Raw genomic sequence first — 21,377 nt, forward strand, 5'->3', positions numbered from 1 at the left:
TCAGTGCTGTCCTTCCGTCAGGATGGCGATGGCAACCGGCGCCGACAGATTCCGTACGGTCGCCACCAGGGTGGCGATCCGCAGGTTGCCGGAGCCGAACAGCTGCCAGCCCGGCCGATCCGAGCGCAACAGGGTCAGCGGCGCCCGGTGGGAAAGACCCGCCTTGCGCAGGCACTCGATCGCCGCCCAGGTACGGGTAGCCGAGGCGTGATACGACTCGTCGATCTCGGTGGCTACCAGGCGGGCCAGCTCCGCGAACGGACCGAGCAAGCCCTGCCACACCGACTCGTCGCGGTCTCGGACCGTCTCCACGTCGCACGCGACGGTCCGGTCCGCCACCGTGCAGAGGGTCAGCCCGGAAACGTGTGAGGCCGAGAGCTGGCGACCACCATGCAGCTCTGGGCGACCGTCGGGACGATAGTGGACCTGCGCGGGGTGGCCCAGCGCATGGCCGGCCGCGACGGCGGTGACCGCACGCCGCTCCCGCAGCCACTGCTCGCTCCGGCCGGAGGTCTCCGGTTGTGCGGTGGCCGAGTGCGGTAGCACTGTCACGGCGACCTGGGCACCGACCAGATCACCGACGCTGCGCTCCAGGTAGGAGCCCAGTAGCGGCGCCACCCATGGGCCGCGGCCGTCCTTCTTGCGGACCGCGCGGAGACGCAGACCGTCCCAGCGTTCCAGCACGGTGCCGTCGGCGGACCGCAGGGCGATGTCGTACACGTACGTGTCGCCGTCCCGGCTCCGCTCCACCGCGCAGTAGCGCAGCTCCTCGGCGCCGCCCAGCCGCGGCCCGGCCGGGTAAAGGCGGGCGATACCGGCCGGTAGCAGTGTGCCGTCCGGAACGCAGACCTGGTTGCCGTGCATCAATGCATCCCGGACACCCGGGTCACCGAGCAACAGGGTGGCCGGCAGATAGTCGGCGAACCAGCGAGTGTCGGCCACCGCTGCCACCACTGCGTCCACGTGCCGGGCCGCAGCCCGGTGGTAGCGGCGCAGGCGCTGGAAGAGGGCTCCCTGGAACAGGGTGTCTCCGTAGAGCTCCGATACGGGGTTCAGCGGCACCGCCGGCAGCCCGTCAGGGACCTCGTCGGGGGGGCCGGCCGGCGCCGGCGCTCCGGTAAAGCGCAGGCGGGCACGGAAGTGGGCGGCGGCGAAGTCGGTTTCGGCACTCTGAATGACCGCGTCAACCACCCCCTCCTCGACCACCAGGGTGGCGATCCGGATGAGGGTGCGGCCCTGCGGCGGAACCACGATCGGGCGGAGGAACTCCGCCTCCTCGATCACCGGGGTCTCCTCGCGCCCGAGTACCGCCGCGGCGACCTGGGCCATGGCCTCCATGCCGAACACCGCCGGGAACAACAGATTCCCATCCAACCGGTGGTCGGCAAGGTACAGGTCGGTCGCCGGATTCAGCTCGGTCTCCACGACCATCTCGACACCGTCGTACCAGACCAACGGCCGGTCGACGAAGCGCAACAGCGGCAGCTCGGGCCGATTCCGGCGGACCGTGTCGACTCCCTCGATCCGACCGCTCACCACCACCTTGGCGGGAACCTGCGGATCCGCGATGAGCCGGCGCAGCAGGTGCACACCTTGATCCGGAGTAACCGGGGTGATGCCGTCGCGGGTGAGCGTCTCCACCACCGAGAGCCGCTCGCCCATGCCGACGCCGGACCAGACCGACCACTCCAGGCAGAGTGCACGACACTTCGGGTAGCGGCGACCGAAGTCCTCGGTCAGCTCGGCCAGCCAGTCGTTGGCGACCGCGTAGTGGGCCTCACCGCGCAGGCCGGCCCGCCCGATGATGCTGCCGAAGGTGACCAGCAGCTTCAGCTGGTCTCCAGCAACAGCATCGAGGACCGATCGCAGCCCGTCGATCTTCGGAGCGAAAGTACGTCGAATCGTCTCCGTGGTGACGCCGGTCAGCGCGGCCGGTTCGTTCCGACCGGCGCCGTGCAGCACCGCGGTCACGGAGCCAACCGCGTCGACCAGTTCGACGACGGCTCGCCGGACCTGTTCGGCATCGGCGACATCCGCGCGGACGTAGTGCACGCGGACCCCGGCATCGCGCATCCGGTCCAGGTTGGCGGCCAACTCCGAGTCGTCGGCCGGGTCGGAGCGGCCCAGTACCGCCAGCGTGGCTCCACTGTCCCCGGCAAGGGCCAACGCGCACTCGGCGGTGATGCCCTTGCCGCCGCCGGTGGCGAGCAGCACGTCGTCGGGGCCCAGCACGGGGACGTTCCGCTCGGCCTGCACCGGCAGTACCCGCAGCGTCGGCACCCGTCGATGGCCCGCCTCGTCGTAGTGCACCTCGCTGAAGGTGGTGGTCGCCGCGACCTCCTGGACGATCCGGTCCACCGCACCCGGCTCCGGCCTGATGTCCACGATGGTGGTACGGACCTGAGGGGCCTCGAGCCGTAGGGTCCGTGCCATGCCGGCGGCACCGGCGCCCTGCTGCACCAGGACGAACCGGCCGGTACCGGCGGTGATCGCGGCACGGGCACCTTCCAGCGCCACCTGCAGGTCCACCTCCGCGCAGCGTTCCGGCAGGCAGACGAGCACTCCCTCCCCGACTCCGCCCGCCTGCAACGCTTGCCGAAGTGACTCGGCGAGTGGGTGGCCGTCGGTGGCGTAAAGCTGCCACCTTCCGGCAGAGACAGCACCGGAACGCGCCGGCAGCGGCACCTCCTCCAACTCCACGGACCAGGCACGGCACCAGTCGGCGACGCCGTTGACCAGCAATGGACCCGCCTGCTCGGCATGGGCGGCGACACCGGAGCCGGTGAGCTGGTCGAGCGCTTCGGCGAGCTGGCCGACGGTTGCCGTGGCGAAGTTGGTCGGTGTCTGCGCTGCCGGGATGTGCAGGTGCTGCGCGGCCTGGTTGACGAGTTGCCCGACGGTGATCGAGCTCAGATGCAGGTCGTCGAGGAGCTGACTGCCGTCGTGCACCATCTCCATCGGCAACTCGGCTCGCTCGGCAGCCAGCCGACGCAGCAACTCCAGGCTGGTCTCCTCGGCACGATCACTCACCGTCGGCGCCGGCCCGGTGGCCGGCTGGGCGGGGGCTTCGGCGCTTTCGGGCAGGTGCAGCGTGGGTGCCGACTCGCACGGACTGGCGAAGAAGCGGAACTCCTGCCCCAGCTCCAACGGCCGGACCAGCCGGTCGTGGAAGAGGATTCCATCGACCGGAGCAGCACCCAGGACGTAGCCGGCAGCAGCCACCCGGAGCAGCCCGACCAGGGATTCGTCGTCGGTGTCCAGCGCGATCGCGGGGACGTCGGTGGCGGCCGCGGCCAGCCCGGAGAGCACCCTGCCGGGACCGACCTCGATGAAGAGGTCGACCTCCTTGGCGGCCAGGACGACGGCCTGGCTGAACAGCACCGGGTCAGTGATCTGCTGGTGCAGCAGTTCCACCACGTCGGTGTCGGGGGCAAGCGCCTCCCCGGTGACGGTGGAGATCACCGACCCGGCCACCCGGTCGAACCGCTCCCCCGACAGCGCCTCCCGGAGGGCGTCCGCAGCCGGCGCCACCAGGCTGGAGTGGAAGGCATGCGAGACCGACAGCGAGGTGGCCCGCAGCCCGTCGGCAGCCGCCCGCTCGCACGCCTGCCCGACCGCCGTCACCGTGCCGGCCACCACGGTGTGCTCGGGACCGTTGTGGGCGGCGATCACCACCGGCAACCCGGCGACCAGCCCGGCGACGCGTTCCGCGGGTGCGTTGATGTCGGCCATCGTGCCGGACGCGCTGTGCTCCCCCATCGTCCGGCCCCGAAGCCGGGCGATCCGCAGCAGCGCCTCGTCATCAAAGGCGCCGGCCCAGTGCAGCGCGGCGATCTCACCGAGGCTGTGCCCGACGGCGACGCTGGCATCCAGCTTCAACAACGACAGGGCTCGTAGCCCGGCCAGCGCACCGGTGACGATCCGGGGCTGCGCCACCTCGGTGACGACCATGTCACCGCTGCCGGGCAGGTCGGCCCGCTCGTACACCTCGGCGACGTCGGAGAATCGGCGTCGTAGGGCGCCACCGGAGGTACCCCGTCCGGAGCCCTGCCCGGGGAAGAGGTAGCCGATCCGGGCAGCAGGGCCGCGTACGTGACCGAGCAGACACCGACCGTCGGGAGTGACCAGCCGCACCGTGTTGGCGTCCAAGGCCTCGCAGGCCCGGCGTAGCTGCCGCTCGGCGTCCGCCGGGGAGGTGACCACCACGGCCGCCCGGTAGGGCAGCTCCCGCAGCTCACGGTGGAGAGTCGCGGCGAGGTCGGCAAGCTGGGCGTAGGAGACGGTGGGGGCGAACTCCAGCAACCGGCCGAGCCGCTCGCGCAGCTGGGTCGGCGATGCCCCGTCGACCAGAAGGAGCTCCGCGTCCTGGAGCGAGGTGGCGAGGCGGCGCGACCGGCTGTCCAGCCGGGTCGACCGGCGGGGGCGGTCGGCAGCCAGCACGAGGTGGGTGTTGATGCCGCCGAAACCCATGGCGGTGATGCCGGCCCGCAGCGGCACGTCCCGCGGCCAGGGCTCGGCCTGCCGCAGGGCCCGCAGGGCGTCGCCGTGCTCCGTAAACGACTCGTGGGGCTCGACGCAGCCGACCGTCGGGGGCAGGACCTCGTGGTGCACGGCCATCGCGGCCTTGATCAGACCGGCGACCCCGGCGGCGGCCTTGGTATGCCCGATCATGCCCTTGATCGAGCTGATCGCCGCGGGTGGGGCATCGGGGTCAGCGGCCCGTCGGGCCAGTGACAAGGCGTTGAGCTCGGTGGCGTCGCCGACCGCGGTGCCGGTGCCATGCCCCTCGAACAGTCCGACCGTCTCGATGCCGAAGCCAGCCCGGTCGTAGGCCCGGCGCAACGCCAGCTGGTAGCCGCTGACCTCGGGCCGGGTGATGCCGCCCTTGCCGTCGGAGGAGATTCCCCAGCCCGCGATGGTGGTGTAGCTCCGGTGCCCGGCACGGCTGGCGTCCGCCTCACGCATCAGCACGACCATGCCGCAGCCCTCGCCGGGCCAGAAGCCGTTGGAACCGCGGTCGTACACCCGCATCTCGTGTCGGGCGAGTGCGCCGGTCTTCGCGAATCCGATGATCTCGAATGGGTCGATGGAGAGGTCGACACCCCCGGCGATCGCCACGTCGACCTCGCCGTTGACCAGGGCCTTGCAGGCGGTGGCGACGGAGAGCAGGGACGACGAGCAGGCGCCGTCCACGGTGTAGCCTCCGCCGTTGAGGTCGAAGTAGTTGCAGATCCGCCCGGCGATGGTGTTCGACAGTCCGCCGGCGAGCGTGTCCTCGTCCACCGGCGGGAACGGGCCCTTGAAGGTCGCCTCGAAGTCGGCGAGGAACTTGCTGAGCTGGTCGTCGTCCCAGTCCTGTTCCTTGAGCGCGGCGGCGACCATTCGCCGGACATAGGGCCAGCGCAGCCGGAGCTGGTTCGCGCGGGAGAACTCACCCGTGAGGGTGTTTCCCACGACCACGCCGGTGCGTTCCCGGGGTAGCCCTTCGCCCATCGGGAACCCGGCGTCGGCCATGGCTGACGCCGCCATGTCCAGCGCCAGCCAGTGGGTCAGGTCGGTGGAGCGGTAGGTGCTGCCGGCGACCTTGTAGCCAATCCGGTCGAACTCGTACCCCTCGATCACCGCGGCGTTGGGCGAATAGAACTTGTCCGGTGTCGTTGCGTCGGGATCCCAGTAGTCATCGAGACTCATCCGTTCCGGGGGCAGCCGGCGGAACGCGCGTCGCCCGGCGAGGGCGTTCTCCCAAAGTTCTCGCGGGCTGGTGGCGTCCGGGTACCGGCACGCCATCCCGACTACAGCGATCCTGGCCATAAGAGCTCTCCTCTGATGTTTGCGGTAGTGGTACGGCCGGTCGGCACGGTGGCCGGAATTCGGATCTGAGTCCGAAACGGACTCACCGCCTCCTCGGGCCGCCTTCAGCTCCGTGCCTGGAACTCTGCGGCGACCGCCCGTCGCCACCGCTCGTAGGCGGGGACAGCATCGGGCGTATCGCGCGGGACGGTAGCGTCGGTCACCTTGGCCGCCTCGGCCGGCGTCATGCCGCAGAACACCGACGTGGCCAGCTCGTTGTGCGGAACGACCAGGCCGGCCCGGACCCGGGCACCGGCGGCGAAGGCACTGCCCTGGGCCACGGCGGCGCGGTACTCGCCAGCGCGCTCCCGGAAGCGGATCAACTCCGCCTCGGCGGCGCCGCCGGCGTAGGTTGCCGCCAGGCCCGCCCCGGCGTACAGGTCGGCACGGCGGTGCTCGGGAAAGCCGGCGATCAGATCCGCGACGTGGTCCGCGTCGGTGCCGCCGACGAACCAGATGGCCCGACCGACACCCTGATCGATCACCCGGACCCCATACCCGGCGGGTCCCTCCGCCGGCCAGGGGAAGGTACGAGGCCGGTACTGGCGGTGCACGTACCGCTCGGTGTGGAAGTACGCCTGGTGGAAGCCGTAGCCGTCGAGGACCAGCCAGCGCAGCAGCGGGTCCGGCGCGTAGAGCTGGCTCCAGCGAACCCGCGGTAGCCGCGCCATGGCCCACCCCACTCCGACGTACGCCATGTAGACGTGCCGGTCACCCCGGCCATCGAGCAGGTCCGGCACATGTCGGGGACGCCCCAGGCGCAACCCGTCCCGGACCGCGAAGCCCATCGCCGCACCCTCATACGCGAAGCCCCGAAAACGGATAGGAATGGTTTCCAGACGGGCTTCGACGGTGGCAACGTCCGGTCCTTCGGCGGCAAACCCATAGCCGGACAGAAACGATGAGCCGACGGTCTCCAGCAGCGTCCGCGATTCTTCGTTTTTGACCCGGAAACCGCGAACGTCCAGCTTGGTCTGGGAAATGTTCGGCGTCAGAATCCTGCGACGCAGACCACGGAGGTTCCGCATTGGCACTTGCCCCCAAGAAGAGTGGATGTGACAGCCGACCCGCTTATGGCCGTCCATTTCGATGATGGCAAAGGCAATCGTCGTGATGTTCTTCAACCGTGCGGACCCGGGCGCGGCTCGGGCACATCCGCCGCAACCGGTGACGGGGCGACCTGGCTCCGGGTCAGGGCCGTGCCGCATCGGCCGGCACCAGGCGCGCGCGCAGCGTGCGGCGCCACACCTCGTACGCCGGCAGACCGGGCTCGGCCGCAGCGGAGACGACGTCGCTGGCGAGCCGCGCCGCATCCGCCACCGACCGGTCGCCCAACGCCCACATGGCGACCTCACTGTGCTCGGGCACGTACCCGGCATGGCTGCGGGCCTTGGCCGCGAACGCCGCCCCCTGGGCGAGGTCGCCGGCGTACGGACCGGCGGCCCGGCGGATCGCGGCCAGGTCGGCCGACGTGCCGCCACCGGCGAAGGTCGCCGCGAGGCCGACCCCGCTCCACAGGTCACCGTGCCGCTGCTCGGCGAAGGCGTGCAGCGCGGCGGTGACGTCGGCGGTCCGTCCCCCGTGGATGAACCACAGCGCCCGACCGATCCCCTGGTCCACTGCCCGGGCGAAGTAGTCCGCGTGGCCCTGCCACGGATACGCCCGCAGGCGGTCCTGCCGGGTGACGTAGCGCTCAACGTCGAAATAGGCGCGATCAAAGCCGTAGCCATCGACGGCCAGCCACGTCATCGTCGGGTGATACGGGGAGCCGGTGAGATCGGGCACCACGTGCCGCCACAGCCGGCGGGGCAGTCGAGCCATCGCGAACCCGATGCCGATATAGGCGAGGAAGAGGTGTCGGTCACCGGCTCCGCGCAACAGGTTCCGGGTACGGGTGCCCCGGCCCGGCGGCAGCACGTCGAGGAGCGTGTAGGCCATCGTGGCGCCCTCGTAGGCGAAGCCGGCCAACTCTCCGTCAACGAGGTCGAGCCGACGCTCCAGCTCCCACAGGTCGCGGGTGTCGATACCCCACTCGAAACCGCAGATCACCGACTGCGGGACCGCCTCCAGTCGGCGGGTCACCGGCGACGGCTCCCCCGGAAAGCCACGGCGGGCGAAGGAGACCTCGGCCAGCGACGGCGACATGAGCAGGCGACGCACCGAACCCAGCACGCTCGGCATGGCAGTCTCCCTCTCGGTACGACGATTTCCGCCGGAGCCGGCGGCGTCTCCATCGTCCGGGTCGGCGCGGTCCGCGACCTCTTCTGCGTTGCGCACCCTCGGAGAAGGCCCGTCGGCGCGCCGGGCAAATGATGGATCGGGAGCGACGCCACCGAGGATGGGAGCGGCGATGCGGGTACTCGTGACCGGCGGGACCGGCTATGTCGGTGCCCATTCGACCGCAGCGCTGCTGACCGCCGGGTACGCGGTGCGGATGCTCGTACGCGAACCGGACCGCGTTGACGCGACGCTGGCCGCGCTCGGCATCGACTCTCGACAGGTCGAGCTCGTTGCCGGGGATGTCACCGACGCCGTCACGGTGGCGCGGGCCGTTGACGGGTGCGCGGCGGTGCTGCACGCCGCCGGGGTCTACAGCTTCCACCCGCGTGATCGGCGGCGAATGGCGGCGGTCAACGTCGACGGCACCGAGCTGGTGCTCCGACTCGCCCGGTCGGCGGGGATGGACCCGATCGTGCACGTCTCCACCTTCGGTGCGCTGCTGCCGGCCTGGTCAGCACCCCTGAGTCCGGAGTCGCCGGTCGGTAGCGCGCGGGAGCCGTACCTGGCGAGCAAGGCCGCCGCTGACCGCATCGCGCGTCGCCATCAGCGCGACGGGGCACCGGTCGTAATCACCTACCCGCTGGCCTGCCTCGGACCGTACGACCCGCACCTGGGCGATCAGCTACGCCGGGTGCGGGACACGCTCCGGGGCCGGCTACCGCTCTGGCCCACCGGCGGCTTCCCCGTCGGCGATGTCCGGGACGTTGCCCGGCTGCATGTCGCCGTGCTGCAGCCAGGACATGGGCCGCGCCGCCTGCTGGCACCCGGCCGGTACGTGCGCACCGACGAGTTCGTGGCATCGTTACGGCGGGTCACCGGGCGCACGCTGCCCGCCCTGCGGCTGCCGGCCGCCGGGTTGGAGCCGGCCGGACGTCTGGTCACCGCGCTACAGCGGTGGGTGCCGGCGCACCTACCCGTCCAGTACGGAGCCATCCACCTCTGCCGGCTCGCCCGCCCGGTGAACAACACCGCGACCAGGGAGCTCCTCGGCGACCGGGGCCGGGACCTCGACGAGACGATGGCCGACTCCGTTCGCTGGCTGGCCATCACCGGCCGGTTGAGTGCTCGGCAGGCCGGGCGGGTCGCGGTCGACAACGGCTGAAAGTCAACCGCCCATTCGACCCGCCCAAACCTGCCTCCGCAACGAAAAAGGTGCACCCACTCGGCGACACCATCGATGATGCAGTAATTGAGCGTCGCATCCGCTCACCAATCTGCACCTTCATCATTTTCCGCCACACCTTAATCGACACAGGGCTAAGCGAGAAGCCACCAGAAGTGACCGCGATGCCTCGACGGACGTACACCGCAGAGACAAAAGGGGAGGCCATGCATACGGAAGGTCCCGACGCCGAACAGACCCGAGTCATGACGCTCGAAGCGTTTGCCGACACTATTGTTCCGGGACAGAAGCGTTCACCCGATGACCGGGCGATCGCTGGCGTCTCGGCTGACGGCGGCGCCGTCGCCAGTGGGGCACTGGCGCTGCTGGAGGATCCGGCTAGTGGGTTCGCCCTGACCCTGGCGCCACTGAGCACGGCACTGAACTCGCACGCTACCGGCTACGCCGAGGCGCGCGGGCTGCTACTCGACCCCGGTGTGCCGCCGTTCGTGGCACTCTCCTACGACCATCGCACCGCCCTCCTGAGCGAACTGCTGTCCCCGGAGCACGCCGAGCGGGAAATGTGGGTGGGGCTGGCGCTCTTCAGCAACATGGCCTTCGACAGCGCGGCGCACATCGGCACCCACGAGGCGCTTGCCGCCGGCCACCCAGGCCTGCTGACAATCGGCATTTCCCGGCCCGACGAGGACGGCCGCTGGCGGTTTCCCGAATACTCCTACGGCCAACCGTTGGCACCCCTACACCCCGACACCGTCGCCTCCGGGAGCCCCGCATGAACAGTACCGCCAGCACCGACGTACTGATCATCGGTAGCGGCTTCGGCGGCGCCATTCCCGCCTACCACCTGGCGGCGGGTGGGGCCAAGGTGGTGGTTCTCGAACGCGGACCGTGGCTGTCCGCCGAGGAGTTCGATCACGACTTCAAGCTCGGCTCCTCGTACACCCGCATCTTTGACTTCACCGTCGGCGACGGCATGAGCCTGCTCGGCGGCAACTGCGTCGGCGGTGGCAGCGTGGTCTATTTCGCCACGATGCCACGCGCGCCGCGGTTCGTCTTCGAGCGCCGTGGCAGTATCGGCCAGCGGATGTGGCCCGCGACCATCACCCGGGACAGCCTCGACCCCTGGTACGACCGGGCGACCGAGGCGCTGCCGGTCACGATGCAGAGCTGGGAGAAAGTTCCCTACGCCGGTGGCCTCTTCGCCGCGGCCTGCGCGCACGCCGGCCGGACCGCCAACCCGGTACCGTCGGCAGTCGACGTAGACATGTGCACGAACTGCAACTGGATGATGGCTGGCTGTCGCTTCGACGCCAAGCGCTCCCTGCTACTGAACTACCTGCCGGCCGCCCTCGCCCACGGGGCCGAGGTCCGCCCGCTGCACGAGGTACAACACCTCTCCCGCACCGACGACGGTGGCTATCGGGTGCACTACCGACACGTTGACGCCGAGGACTACCGGATCCTGCACGGCAGCGGCACGATCGACGCCAAGATCGTAATCGTCGCGGCAGGCGCCGGTGCCACGCCCGTGATCCTCCAGCGGTCCGCGGCGACCCTCGGCGCGATGCCCCCCGCGGTCGGCCGCTACTTCTCCAGCAACGGTGAGCGGCTGAACACCGCCGTATTCAACGAGGATCGCGTCCGCGAGGTGCTCGGCCTGTCCCGCCCCGGCGGCAAGGCGTACGCCGCCAACCAGATCGGGCGTGGACCGACCGTGGCGTCCTGGGATCGACTCGACCCGAACCTGCCCGAATTCGAGCGCTACTCGCTGGAGCAGCTCTACTTCCCGCCCGGCCTCGGCACCATCCTCGCCCAGGTACCCGATGCGACGGGACCCACCTGGTTCGGCGTGGAGAAGAAGGAACTGATGCGGCGCTGGCAGTCCTGGCTGACCATCTTTACCATGTCCGAGGACGACAACGAAGGTGTCTTCGGACCACCACCTGCCACCGGGAACGCCGATCGAATCTCCCAACAGATGCTCGGTCGTGGACCGCTCCGCTACCGCCCCACCCCGAACACGTTGCGCGGCTGGGCGGCCTCCGACGCCGACGTCAAAGACATCCTGGAGCGCGATGGGCTGGCCCGGGTGATGCCGTGGACCAACGATGTCGTCGGCGCGTACACCGTACATCCGCTCTCCTCCTGCCGAATTGGCGACAACCCCGAGACGTCCGCCCTCGATGACCGCCACGAGCTACGCCAGCACCCCGGGATCTTCGTCACCGACGGCTCCGCCGTACCCGGTGCCCTGACGGTGAACCCGGCGCTGACCATCGCCGCGCTGGCCGAACGGGCCATCCCGGGCATCATCCGCGCCGCGCAGGAACGCGGGGTGCGGGTCACCTATCGCGGATCGTTGCCGGAGGGCTCCACCCAGGCCGTGCCGGTGACCACCATCAGCTGAGGACGGGCCGCGGGCCGGGCGGGCCAGCGAAAGGCCACCGGCTCGCGGCACCGGGCAGGAGGGAGAAGCCGATGGGTCGATGGCTGGCGTGGGCAACAAGCCAGACGATGCTCACCCACGTCCGACACGTCACCCCGGTCTCGCCGAGGGCCGCCACCGGGTCCGTGACCGAGGTCTACCGTCAACTCGCCACCGACTTCGGCGTCTACGCACCGCCGGTGCTGCTGCACTCCCCCGCACCCGTGGCGCTGCGCGCCTGCTGGGCACTGCTCCGGGAGACGCTACTGGCCGACGGGCTGGTCTCCCGGCGCGCGAAGGAGGTTGTAGCCGAGGCGGTGTCGCTGGGTAACCGCTGTCCCTACTGTGTCGACGTGCACGGGGCGGCGGTAGCCGGGCTGGGCAGCCACGGCAGCAGAAGCTCCGCGGGCCGACAACCAGCCGACCCCTATCTGGCAGCACTGGCGGAGTGGGGGCGGCGCAGCGGCGAGCCGTCCCATCGCCCGGCACCGGCCTTTCCGATCGCGCACGCGCCGGAGCTGATCGGCGTGGCCGTGGTCTTCCACTACCTCAACCGAATGGTGAGCGTGTTTCTTCAGGAGTCGCCGCTGCCCGTGACCTCGGACCCGATCGGCAAGTTGGTTGACCGGATCGCCACTCGGGTAGTGGGCGGGCTGGCCAGTGTTGGCGTCCCGCCGGGTCGATCGGTGGACCTGCTACCACCCGCCGCGATCCCGGCGGAGCTCCGCTGGTCCCGCCGGCAGCCCCACGTTGCCGCGGCGCTGGCGCGGTCCGTCAGCGCGCTGCACACCGCCGGGGCGCAGGTGCTGCCGGAGCGAACCCGGACCCTGGTGCTGACGCTGCTCGCCGACCCGCCCGCAGCCACCCTGACCGCCGGTCGGCTCTTCGACGCGGCGCTCACCGCGCTGCCCGCCGACGAACTGCCCTTCGGCCGGCTGGCGCTGTTGACCGCGCTTGCGCCGTATCGGGTTACCGCCGCCGACATCGCGGCCTGTCGTGCCGCTGGCGCTGACGATCGCACCCTCATCACGGCGGCCGCCTGGGCGAGCCTGACCGCGGCCCAACTCATCGGCGCCAAGCTGGGCAACGACCTGACCATGCGCTGGGAGGGCTCCGGACCCGAGGCGAAGAGATGAACCGGCTCGGTCGGGCACGGCGGTCCGCACAGCGGGAGAAGACAACGCCTGTCCGGCACGCCGATGATGAAGACAGCCGGGCACCCAAAGCAGCCGGCTGACCCCCTGCCCCTCCCGACGTCGGACCGGCGCGGTAGCCGTACCCGGTACCACTCGGTCTCCCAGCCGTTGAGAGCAGATCGGGCCCAAGGTGTCGCAGCAGCGAGAGGATGAGCGCGTGGCAGAGCAGGACATATTCGCTGCCCTGAAAGCCGAGGGCGACAGCGTCGACCACCTGGTCGCCCAGTTGGAGGAAGAGAGTTGGGGCACGCCAACGCCGGCCGAAGGCTGGACGGTGGCGCACCAGATCGCCCACCTGGCGGCTACCTTCCGGATGGCCGGACTCGCGGCCGCCGCGCCGGATGAGTTCCGTCGCCTGATGTCACAGCTGAGTGACTCGTTCGAGTCCAACGTGCAGGCCGCGCTGGCCCCCTACCTGGCGCAACCGCCGAACCGGCTGTTGGCGGCGTGGCGGGACGAACGGGCCAGCACGGAGAAGGCCCTCGCTGCCGTTCCAGAGGGTGCCCTGCTGCCATGGCTGGTCCGCCCAATTCCGGCGCCGGTACTGGCGGCTGCGGGGATGATGGAGTTGTTCGGGCACGGCCAGGACATCGCCGACGCCCTCGGGGCGCAGCGGCAGCACACCGATCGGCTCCGCTACCTGGTGGAGTTCGCTGTCCGTACCTGGGACTTTGGCTATCTGGCGCGCGGCCTTACGGTGCCGGACACGCAGTTCCAGTTCCGCATCACCGCACCCTCCGGCGCGCTCTGGGAACTCGGGCCGGCTGCGGCCGAGCAGACAATCACCGGGCCCGCCACCGACCTGTGCCTGCTGGTAACCCGACGCCGCCACCGCGACGACCTGGCGCTGACCGCCGTGGGCAGCGAAGCCGACCGGTGGCTGGACCTCGCGCAGGCGTACCGTGGGCCGGCCGGGCCCGGCCGGCGTCCCGGACAGTTCGTCCGCTGATACCACCCCTCGTGTGCCCTGGTGGAAGCGACCGCCAGGGCACACGCCCGGATGCGGTACGGCTGATCGGCAAAGATGTCGGCAGAGTGACCTAGAGCTGGGCAGACCGTGCCCGGGAGGCCGGGGCCGGGCCGGGGCCGGTCAGGCCGCGACCTCTACCCGGGCGTCGTCCCCGATCAGCACCCGGCTACCCGGTCCGGACCGCCCGCCGGTGACCGTGGCGCCTCGGCCCACCATCGAACGACGCAGGTTACGGACGGCGGTGAGCTGGGCGCCATCGAGCACGATGGAGTCACCCAGCTCGACCCGACGTAGCTCGCACCGGGACCCGATGGCGGAGTACGGGCCAAGCTGGCTGTCCACGATCAGCGAATCGGCACCGATCACCGTGGGTCCCTCGATCCGGGACCGCACGATCCGCGCACCCGGCTCTACCACCACGTTTCGATCCACCAGACTGGCCGCGTCGACCTGCCCGGCGACCTCCGGACGTACGGCAGCGAGCAGGTAGCGGTTACAGTCCAGCACGTCGTCGACCCGGCCCACGTCCTTCCAGTATCCGTCGTACTCGCTGACCCGGACCCGGGCATCGTGGTCCACCAGCCACTGCACCGCGTCGGTGATCTCCAACTCACCCCGGGCGCTTGGCTGGATGGCGTCCACCGCGGCGTGCACTGCGGCGGTGAAGAAGTAGATGCCGACCAGGGCAAGGTCGCTGCGAGGCTGGGCCGGCTTCTCCACCAGCCGGCGTGGCGCCCCCGACGGATCCAGCTCCACCACCCCGAACTGGCGCGGGTCCGCGACCTTGTGCACCACCACCTCGGCGTCCGGTCGGTTGCGCCGGAAGCCGGCCGCCAGCTCGGCGATACTGTCGGCGAGCAGGTTGTCGCCGAGTTGCATCACGAAGTCATCGCCGCCGAGGAACGGGCGTGCCACCTGAACCGCGTGCGCCAGCCCGCCCGGAAATGCCTGGCGAAGATAGCTGATGCGCAGTCCGTGCCGAGAGCCGTCACCCACGGCCTCGCGGATCCTCTCGCCCCAGTCCCCCACGATGATGCCCACCTCGGTGACACCGAGCGTGGCGATGTTCGCCAACACATGCTCCAGGACCGGCCGATTCGCGACCGGTATGAGCTGCTTCGGGATCGAGTAGCTGAAGGGCCGCAACCGGGTGCCTGACCCGCCCGCCAACACCAGCGCCTTCATGATGTCCTCTCTTCCGCGGCTGAGGTGTCGCCGCTCGCGACCAGGGGCAGCAAACCCGTCGAACGCTGGCCCCGGCCCGACCCCTGAGGTCCGGCCGGTCTGCCCGGTCAGAGGTACATGGTGTTGGGCTCCAGCCCGGACAGGCCACGGCCGTACAGCTCGAAGTTGGTGTTGGGGTGCATCAGCGCATGCAGGCTGAACGCCTGAATGTCGCGCTGGATCCGCTGGATCGGCACCGACCGGTACAGGGATGAGCCACCACTGGCGGCGGCCAGGAGGTCAACGGCGGCCTTAGACTGCTGTACCACGCGACCGAGCCAACCGCGGTTGCGCATCCGCTCGTCGAGCTTCCACGGCTCACCGCTGACACCCTTGTCGTCGAGGAGGTCGGCCATCCGGTACGCGTGGAACTCCGCCTCATCGACCAGCAGCGACGCCTCAGCCACCTGGAAGTGCGTCACCGGAGCGTCAGACTGCTGCTCGTACCCGGTATAGGTGATCTTGCGACCGGGAAGCCGGAGCAGGAACTCGTCCCGCGCGGCCTGCGCGAGCCCGATCGCCACACCGATGAAGCCAGCGGCGCCAGTCGGGATCATCGGCGTGTTGAACACCGCCGAGGTGGCATTCCGCTCGGAGGCATACTGGCTCTGCAGGATGGCCACCATCGGAAGCACCCGGTCCTGCGGGACGAAGACATCGTCGGCGACGGTGGTGACGCTGCCGGTGCCGACCAGACCGGTGGTGTGCCAGTCATCGACGATTTCCAGCTCCGACATCGGCACCAGGGCGGCCACCGGCCACTGTGAGCCGTTCGGTGCCGGCGCCATTGCGATCACCACCTGCCAGTGGCTGTGGTGGGCGCCGCTCATGAACTGCCAGCGGCCGTTGACGACGAGACCGCCCGGGGCGGCGGTCGCGGCCGCCGTAGGACTGAGCACCACGCAGATGCGGGTGTGCGGAGTCGCGAAAACCTCGTCCTGGACGTGGTCGGGGAAGTTGCCCGCCATCCAGTCACCGATGGCCCATACCCCGGTATTCCACGCTGTTGACCCGTCACCCTGGGTCAGCACGGAGATCACATCAACCAGGGTGCGCGCACTGGTCTCGTAGCCCCCGTAGTGGCGGGGGCGACGCAGGTCGGTCAGCCCAGATGCGGCGAGTGCCTCAACAACCTCGTCGTGGGGTCGACGGTGCTCCTCGGACCAGGCGGTGTGTGAGCGAATCAGGGGTACCAGTCCCTCGGCTCGCTTGCGCAGTTCCTCCGAGGGCAGGGCTTCTGGGGACACCACGTTCTCCTCTGTTTCGACAGCGACTATCAGACTCGGGTACGAGGGGGCAGCCCGCCGGCCCAGCGCCCGGTCCCACACCAGATCCGGCCTCCTTGCTGTCCAGCCAGGACCGAGCATGCGCCAGCCCGGAACCGCCCCGCATCTCCTGGCTTGCGCCATCCCGCGGCATCGGAGCACCGGAGCACCGACGTGGGCCAGCGCAATCAGCAAGGTGCACCGGGGCTGCCGATGTCCTTAGCGTGAGCCTCATTTCCCCGCCGTGGACAGGTCGTCACTGCCCGAAGAAAGGTTGGCCATGAAACCTACCCGGATCGATATTCCTGAGGCCCAGTTGGACGATCTGCGCCGCCGGATCGCGGCCACCCGCTGGCCCGAGGCGTACGCAAGCCCCGGATGGGAGCGCGGCACCCCCCTCGGTTACCTGCACGAGCTCGCCGATCACTGGCAGCACCGGTACGACTGGCGGGCCGCGGAACATGAAATCAACCAGTATCCGCAATTCACTACCGACATCGACGGTGCAAAGGTGCACTTCCTGCACGTCACGTCGCCCGAGCCGAATGCCCGGCCGCTGCTGCTGACGCACAGTTGGCCCGGCTCGATCGTCGAGTTCCTCGACATGATCGGCCCGCTCAGCAACCCACGCGCGCATGGCGCTGATCCCACCCAGGCTTTCCACCTGGTCATCCCGGCGATCCCCGGTTACGGCTTCTCCGGCCCGCTGCACGAGTCGGGATGGACTACCCGACGGGTGGCCGGAGCGTGGGCCGAGCTAATGCGGCGCCTCGGCTACTCGTCGTACCTCTCGGCGGGTGGCGACTGGGGCTCGATCATCTCGCTGGATCTGGCCCGAGTGGACAAGGAGCACGTTGCGGGCGTGCACATCTGCTGGCCGACCGTACCGGCTCGGGACGCCGTAGGGCTGACCGGCATGTCCGAGTCCGAGCTGGCCGAGCTGGACCAGATCTCGATGTCCTGGTTCAACAGCGAGCTCTCCGCGTATCTGCGACTGCAGACCACCCGGCCCTGGACACTCGCGTACGCGCTCAGTGACTCTCCGGTGGGCCAGCTGAGCTGGATCGTGGAGAAGTTCCAGGAGTGGAACAAGGCGGCCAAGTCCCCAGAGGACGTAATTGACCAGAACCGGCTACTGACCAACGTCAGCATCCAGTGGTTCACCAACACGGCCGGTTCCGCCCTACAGCTCTATTACGAGTCGGGCATGGCGTTGGGTGCGTTGTTCACCCCGGGCGCACCGAGCGAGCCGGTCGAAGTGCCGGTCGGCGTGGCCTTCTTCCCTCAGGACCCGTCCCCGCCGTTCCGTGCCTTCGGTGAACTGGAGAGGTCAACCATCCAGCGTTGGACGGCCTTCGAGAAGGGGGGTCACTTCGGCCCGATGGAGCAGTCCGGGCCATTCGTCGCGGACCTCCGTGCCTTCGCCAGCGACCTACGCTCCTGAACATCGAGGACGGGCCCGCCGGTTCGCCGGCGGGCCCGTTGTCGTTACCGGCGGTAGCACCGACGACGGCCCCTCCCCCGCTGATTCGGGGATCGCCTCCCGAGACGTGCGCGTCTGCGGGGATCGTGTAATGCCGACCGGGCTTGGGGTGCGGCGTGTTGGTGCGGATGTGTTCGCCGATGGGGCGCCGGCAAGCCTTGTCCCCCGGCTACGGGCGCGGTGCTGTGGTCGCACCAGCAGCGGCCCGTCGGGGTCCCGGCGGGCCGCTGCTGGTACCAGGCCAGCTCACCCAGCCACGGGAACCGACTCCGAGACCAGCGCCGCCGCCTTCTCGCCGATCATGATTGCGGAGGCATTCGGCGCACCCCGTCCGACATTCGGCATGATCGATACATCTGCTACCCGCAGGCCGTCCACACCCCGTACCTTGAGCTCCGCATCCACCACATCGCCGAGGGCGCAGGTACCTGCGGCATGGAAGATCGAGTGTGTCCGACGGCGAACGAAGGCCGCGATGTCGGCGTCCGAGTCAGACTCCGGAGCCTGATGCCGGGTGGTGGTATAGGGCTTCAGGGCCTGCTGACCGGCGATGTCCATCGCGATCCGGACGCCCTGGACCGCGGTGACCAGGTCGTCCTCGTCCGCGTAGTACCGATGCTCAATCTTCGGCTTCGTGGTCGGGTCGTTGGCGACCAGGGTGACCTGGCCTCGGCTGCGGGGGGTCAACATGACCGGACCGTAGGTGATCGCGTGTGCGGTGGGGATACTGAGACCGCTGTCCGGGAACATCAACGGCCCAGAGAAGTAGACGACGTCGGGCGCCTGGAGGCCGGGGCGGGTCCGCACGAAGCCACCGCACTCCGGTCCGTTGGAGGTCAGCGGACCGGTACCCTGCTCCTCGAACTCCCGGTGATACTTCGGGTCCTCGGCGATCAGCAGACTCACCGGCTCCTCGTGGCTGAAGATCAGCGGCACGAAGGCGTGGTCCTGGAGGTTCTGACCGACCCGGGGATTGTCGACGACGACCGGCAGACCGAGGCCGTGCAGCAGCGCTCCGTCGCCGATACCGGAGTGCATCAGCAACTTGGGTGAGTTGTACGCGCCGGAGCTGAGAATGACCTCCCGCTCGGCCCGAATGACGATCTCCTGGTCCAGCCGCTCGCCGAGCACGCCGACCGCCCGGCCATTCTCGATCAGTACCCGGTGCACCTGCAGATGGGTCTCTACCGTCAGGTTGGGCCGGCTCATCGCTGGGTGCAGGTACGCCTTGGCGGTGCTGCACCGATGCCCGGAGCGCTGGGTCAGCTGGAAGTAGCCGAAGCCATCCTGGCTGGCACCATTGAAGTCCTCGTTAAACGGTTGCCCGGCCTGCTGGGCGGCCTCCACCAGGGCGGTGGACATCGGGTTCTTGGAACGGCCGTCGGAGACACTCATCGGACCGTCGGCACCGTGGTAATACGACTCGCCACGCTCGTTGCTCTCGGACCGCCGGAAGTAGGGCAGCAGTTCCTCGTAGCTCCAACCGGGCTGGTTCCAGCCGTCATAGTCGAGCTTGTTACCGCGGATGTAGAGCATGGCGTTTATTGAGCTGGTGCCGCCCAGTACGCGACCGCGGGGTAGGAAAATGCGCCGGTTGCCGAGCTGCGGCTCCTCGTGTGAATCATAGTCCCAATCGCACCTGGTGCGAAACAACTCACCAAACAGGGCCGGAACCTGAATATTCGGCACGCTGTCCGGCCCGCCCGCCTCAACAAGACAGACCTTGACGTCGGGATCTTCGCTGAGCCGCGCTGCGAGGACACAACCCGCAGAGCCGGCACCGACAATTACGTAGTCATACATCACGTCAATCTCCTTCTGGCCGGTCCAGGCAGTCGGATTACCCACGGAACATCCGAGGCATGGTTTGAGAGTTCCTTTCGCGGGCCCGCAACGCACCTTCATAATTGCGCGATGGCGAATTGTGCGGAGTACGCCAGAGCTGGCCCGAGCCGCCACGAAGGCCCAACCCACCACCTCGGTCACGGTCGGCCGGCAGGGCGGAGCGGGCCCGCCGGGGTCAGAGCGGACCCGCTCCATGAGGGGTGGTTCAGACGCGACGCCCGGTCGCGCCGGGCACAGCCGGGCCTACCGAGCACTCCGGGCGCGGCGGGGACGCCGACTCAGCGCACGGCGACCCAACCGTCGGGGGTGGTGCGCGAGAGCACCTCCACGACGGCCTCCGTGGCCCGGCGGACCTCCTGCCCGGTCATCACCAGGGGCGGCGCGAGCACCAGATTGTGCCCGTACGGTCGGACGATCACGCCATGGGCGCGCCGTACCTCGAAGGCGACCTGATCGACTGTGCTCCACTCCATCGGCTGCTGGGTCTGCCGGTCGACCACCATCTCGATCGCGGCCAGGGAACCCTCGACCCGCACGTCCCCGACGACCGGGAGGCTACTTGCCGGCGACAGCCCAGCCCGGAGCCAGTCACCGAGGGCCAGCGCGTTGTTGAGCAGGCCCTCACGCTCAATGATGTCAATCGTCGCCAGGCCCAGGGCGCAGGCTACCGGATGGCCCTGGAAGGTGTAGCCGTGGAAGAAGCCGCCGTCGTTGATAAGCGTGTCGGCGACGGCGTCGGTCATCAGGGTGGCGCCCAGCGGCGCGTACCCGCCGGCCATCCCCTTCGCCATAGTGATCATGTCGGGCACCAGGTCCCGCTGCGGGGAGTCGAACCAGGCGCCGGTACGCCCGAAAGCGGTGACGACCTCGTCAGCGACCAGCAGAATTCCGTGCCGGGTCAGTAGTTCACGGACGCGCGGCCAGTAGTCCGCGGGTGGCGTGAGCACCCCACCCCCGGCCATGACTGGCTCGCCGATGAAGGCGGCGATGTTGCCGGGGCCGATCCGCTCGATGGTCTGCTCCAGTTCCTGGATCAGCCAAGTAGTCGGATCGGTGTCGCCATACATCTGCGCCGCCCGATACAGGTACGGCGGCGAGATCTTTTCGACGTGGGGCAGGTTCGGCCCAACCCCGAACTGCATGGGCGGAAAGCCGGTGAGGGTACCGCTGCCGTACGCTGCCCCGTGGAAAGCATAGTGACGACCGATGATCCAGGTACGGTCGGGCTCACCGCGACGGACGTGGTAAAGCCGGGCGGCCTTGATCGCGGTCTCCACCGCCTCGGAGCCACCGCTGGAGAACATCACCCGCTCGATGCCGGTCGGTGCCAGCTCGGCGACCCGGGCGGCGAGCCGGATCGCCTTGTCATTGGAGAACTCCAACATGCTGGTAAAGAACTCCAGCTCCCGGATCTGCTCCGCTGCGACCTCGGCGAGTTCCTCGCGGCCGTGGCCGAGGGGTGAGTGCCAGACCCCGCCGCCGGCGGCGTCCAGCAACTCGGTGCCGCTGGAGTCCCAGACAGTGCATCCCTTGCCGCGGACGATGACAACCCGGTCGGTGATGTCACCCCGGTGCATCGAGCGAATCAGATGTCGACGATCGAGGGCCTCCAACTCGTTCGCGTCGGCCTTGGACAATGTGGTAAACAACTGGTTGATGGTCACGTTCTTCCTCACCTGAACAGCGCCGATGATTGAATGAACAGGTCGACCAGCC

The 21,377-nt window shown here is 69.4% G+C and carries 13 protein-coding genes; 6 read left to right on the forward strand and 7 right to left on the reverse strand.

Annotation, left to right across the window (positions count from 1 at the left end):
- The 3 genes from B118_RS0103465 to B118_RS0103475 all read right to left on the reverse strand — a co-directional run bounded on the left by B118_RS0103465 (window position 1) and on the right by B118_RS0103475 (window position 8,031).
- Window positions 1-5,811, reverse strand: coding sequence for a type I polyketide synthase (locus B118_RS0103465; RefSeq protein WP_028192374.1), 5,811 nt, complete (start codon window positions 5,809-5,811; stop codon window positions 1-3).
- A 104-nt stretch (window positions 5,812-5,915) separates the two neighbouring features.
- Window positions 5,916-6,878: a DUF1702 family protein gene (locus B118_RS0103470; protein WP_018810453.1), complete on the reverse strand. Its 963-nt coding sequence runs from the start codon at window positions 6,876-6,878 to the stop codon at window positions 5,916-5,918.
- A gap of 163 nt (window positions 6,879-7,041) precedes the next feature.
- Window positions 7,042-8,031 (reverse strand): DUF1702 family protein, encoded by a 990-nt coding sequence (locus B118_RS0103475; protein ID WP_018219299.1) that lies wholly within the window; start codon window positions 8,029-8,031, stop codon window positions 7,042-7,044.
- A gap of 169 nt (window positions 8,032-8,200) precedes the next feature.
- Here B118_RS0103475 and B118_RS0103480 point away from each other — a divergent pair, with 169 nt between their 5' ends.
- From B118_RS0103480 to B118_RS0103500, 5 genes are all read left to right on the forward strand, one after another.
- Window positions 8,201-9,232 carry an SDR family NAD(P)-dependent oxidoreductase gene (locus B118_RS0103480; protein ID WP_026270503.1) on the forward strand — a complete coding sequence of 344 codons (1,032 nt, stop codon included), beginning with the start codon at window positions 8,201-8,203 and terminating at the stop codon, window positions 9,230-9,232.
- Window positions 9,233-9,459: 227 nt separating this feature from the next.
- Window positions 9,460-10,029: a DUF5987 family protein gene (locus B118_RS0103485; protein WP_026185115.1), complete on the forward strand. Its 570-nt coding sequence runs from the start codon at window positions 9,460-9,462 to the stop codon at window positions 10,027-10,029.
- A complete protein-coding gene (locus B118_RS0103490) occupies window positions 10,026-11,660 on the forward strand; it encodes a GMC family oxidoreductase N-terminal domain-containing protein (RefSeq protein ID WP_018810450.1) in 1,635 nt (544 codons plus the stop codon). The genes B118_RS0103485 and B118_RS0103490 overlap by 4 nt, the downstream gene beginning before the upstream one ends.
- A 107-nt stretch (window positions 11,661-11,767) precedes the next feature.
- The gene (locus tag B118_RS0103495; RefSeq protein ID WP_028192375.1) at window positions 11,768-12,814 is read left to right on the forward strand and encodes a carboxymuconolactone decarboxylase family protein; all 1,047 of its coding nucleotides are present in this window, start codon (window positions 11,768-11,770) and stop codon (window positions 12,812-12,814) included.
- Window positions 12,815-13,031: 217 nt separating this feature from the next.
- On the forward strand, window positions 13,032-13,823 hold the full coding sequence (locus tag B118_RS0103500; RefSeq protein ID WP_027647382.1) for a TIGR03084 family metal-binding protein: 792 nt from the start codon (window positions 13,032-13,034) through the stop codon (window positions 13,821-13,823).
- A 141-nt stretch (window positions 13,824-13,964) separates the two neighbouring features.
- On the opposite strand, the gene B118_RS0103505 is transcribed toward B118_RS0103500, so the two are convergent.
- Both B118_RS0103505 and B118_RS0103510 read right to left on the reverse strand, forming a co-directional pair.
- Entirely contained in the window at window positions 13,965-15,029 is a 1,065-nt protein-coding gene (locus B118_RS0103505) for a glucose-1-phosphate thymidylyltransferase (RefSeq protein WP_018810447.1), read from the reverse strand.
- Between the two features lie 107 nt (window positions 15,030-15,136).
- Window positions 15,137-16,315 carry an acyl-CoA dehydrogenase family protein gene (locus B118_RS0103510; RefSeq protein WP_155249807.1) on the reverse strand — a complete coding sequence of 393 codons (1,179 nt, stop codon included), beginning with the start codon at window positions 16,313-16,315 and terminating at the stop codon, window positions 15,137-15,139.
- A gap of 298 nt (window positions 16,316-16,613) precedes the next feature.
- Between B118_RS0103510 and B118_RS0103515 the strand changes: the two genes are divergently transcribed.
- On the forward strand, window positions 16,614-17,777 hold the full coding sequence (locus B118_RS0103515) for an epoxide hydrolase family protein (RefSeq protein ID WP_026270500.1): 1,164 nt from the start codon (window positions 16,614-16,616) through the stop codon (window positions 17,775-17,777).
- A gap of 285 nt (window positions 17,778-18,062) precedes the next feature.
- Here B118_RS0103515 and B118_RS0103520 read toward each other — a convergent pair whose 3' ends face one another.
- Together B118_RS0103520 and B118_RS0103525 are read right to left on the reverse strand one after the other, a co-directional pair.
- Window positions 18,063-19,619, reverse strand: coding sequence for a GMC family oxidoreductase (locus B118_RS0103520; RefSeq protein ID WP_027648765.1), 1,557 nt, complete (start codon window positions 19,617-19,619; stop codon window positions 18,063-18,065).
- A gap of 320 nt (window positions 19,620-19,939) precedes the next feature.
- Window positions 19,940-21,238 (reverse strand): aminotransferase family protein, encoded by a 1,299-nt coding sequence (locus tag B118_RS0103525; protein ID WP_238323854.1) that lies wholly within the window; start codon window positions 21,236-21,238, stop codon window positions 19,940-19,942.
- Window positions 21,239-21,377 lie beyond the last annotated feature (139 nt).

Source organism: Salinispora pacifica CNR114, assembly GCF_000514775.1.
Taxonomy (GTDB): domain Bacteria; phylum Actinomycetota; class Actinomycetes; order Mycobacteriales; family Micromonosporaceae; genus Micromonospora; species Micromonospora pacifica.

Bases quoted from the DNA above. Each gene is read 5' to 3' on its own strand.
- B118_RS0103495 (WP_028192375.1), top strand. From the start codon at position 11,768: ATGCTCACCCACGTCCGACACGTCACCCCGGTCTCGCCGAGGGCCGCC.
- B118_RS0103485 (WP_026185115.1), top strand. From the start codon at position 9,460: ATGCATACGGAAGGTCCCGACGCCGAACAGACCCGAGTCATGACGCTC.
- B118_RS0103475 (WP_018219299.1), bottom strand. From the start codon at position 8,031: ATGCCGAGCGTGCTGGGTTCGGTGCGTCGCCTGCTCATGTCGCCGTCG.
- B118_RS0103490 (WP_018810450.1), top strand. From the start codon at position 10,026: ATGAACAGTACCGCCAGCACCGACGTACTGATCATCGGTAGCGGCTTC.
- B118_RS0103480 (WP_026270503.1), top strand. From the start codon at position 8,201: ATGCGGGTACTCGTGACCGGCGGGACCGGCTATGTCGGTGCCCATTCG.
- B118_RS0103515 (WP_026270500.1), top strand. From the start codon at position 16,614: ATGAAACCTACCCGGATCGATATTCCTGAGGCCCAGTTGGACGATCTG.
- B118_RS0103520 (WP_027648765.1), bottom strand. From the start codon at position 19,619: ATGTATGACTACGTAATTGTCGGTGCCGGCTCTGCGGGTTGTGTCCTC.
- B118_RS0103470 (WP_018810453.1), bottom strand. From the start codon at position 6,878: ATGCGGAACCTCCGTGGTCTGCGTCGCAGGATTCTGACGCCGAACATT.
- B118_RS0103525 (WP_238323854.1), bottom strand. From the start codon at position 21,238: ATGCACCGGGGTGACATCACCGACCGGGTTGTCATCGTCCGCGGCAAG.
- B118_RS0103505 (WP_018810447.1), bottom strand. From the start codon at position 15,029: ATGAAGGCGCTGGTGTTGGCGGGCGGGTCAGGCACCCGGTTGCGGCCC.
- B118_RS0103465 (WP_028192374.1), bottom strand. From the start codon at position 5,811: ATGGCCAGGATCGCTGTAGTCGGGATGGCGTGCCGGTACCCGGACGCC.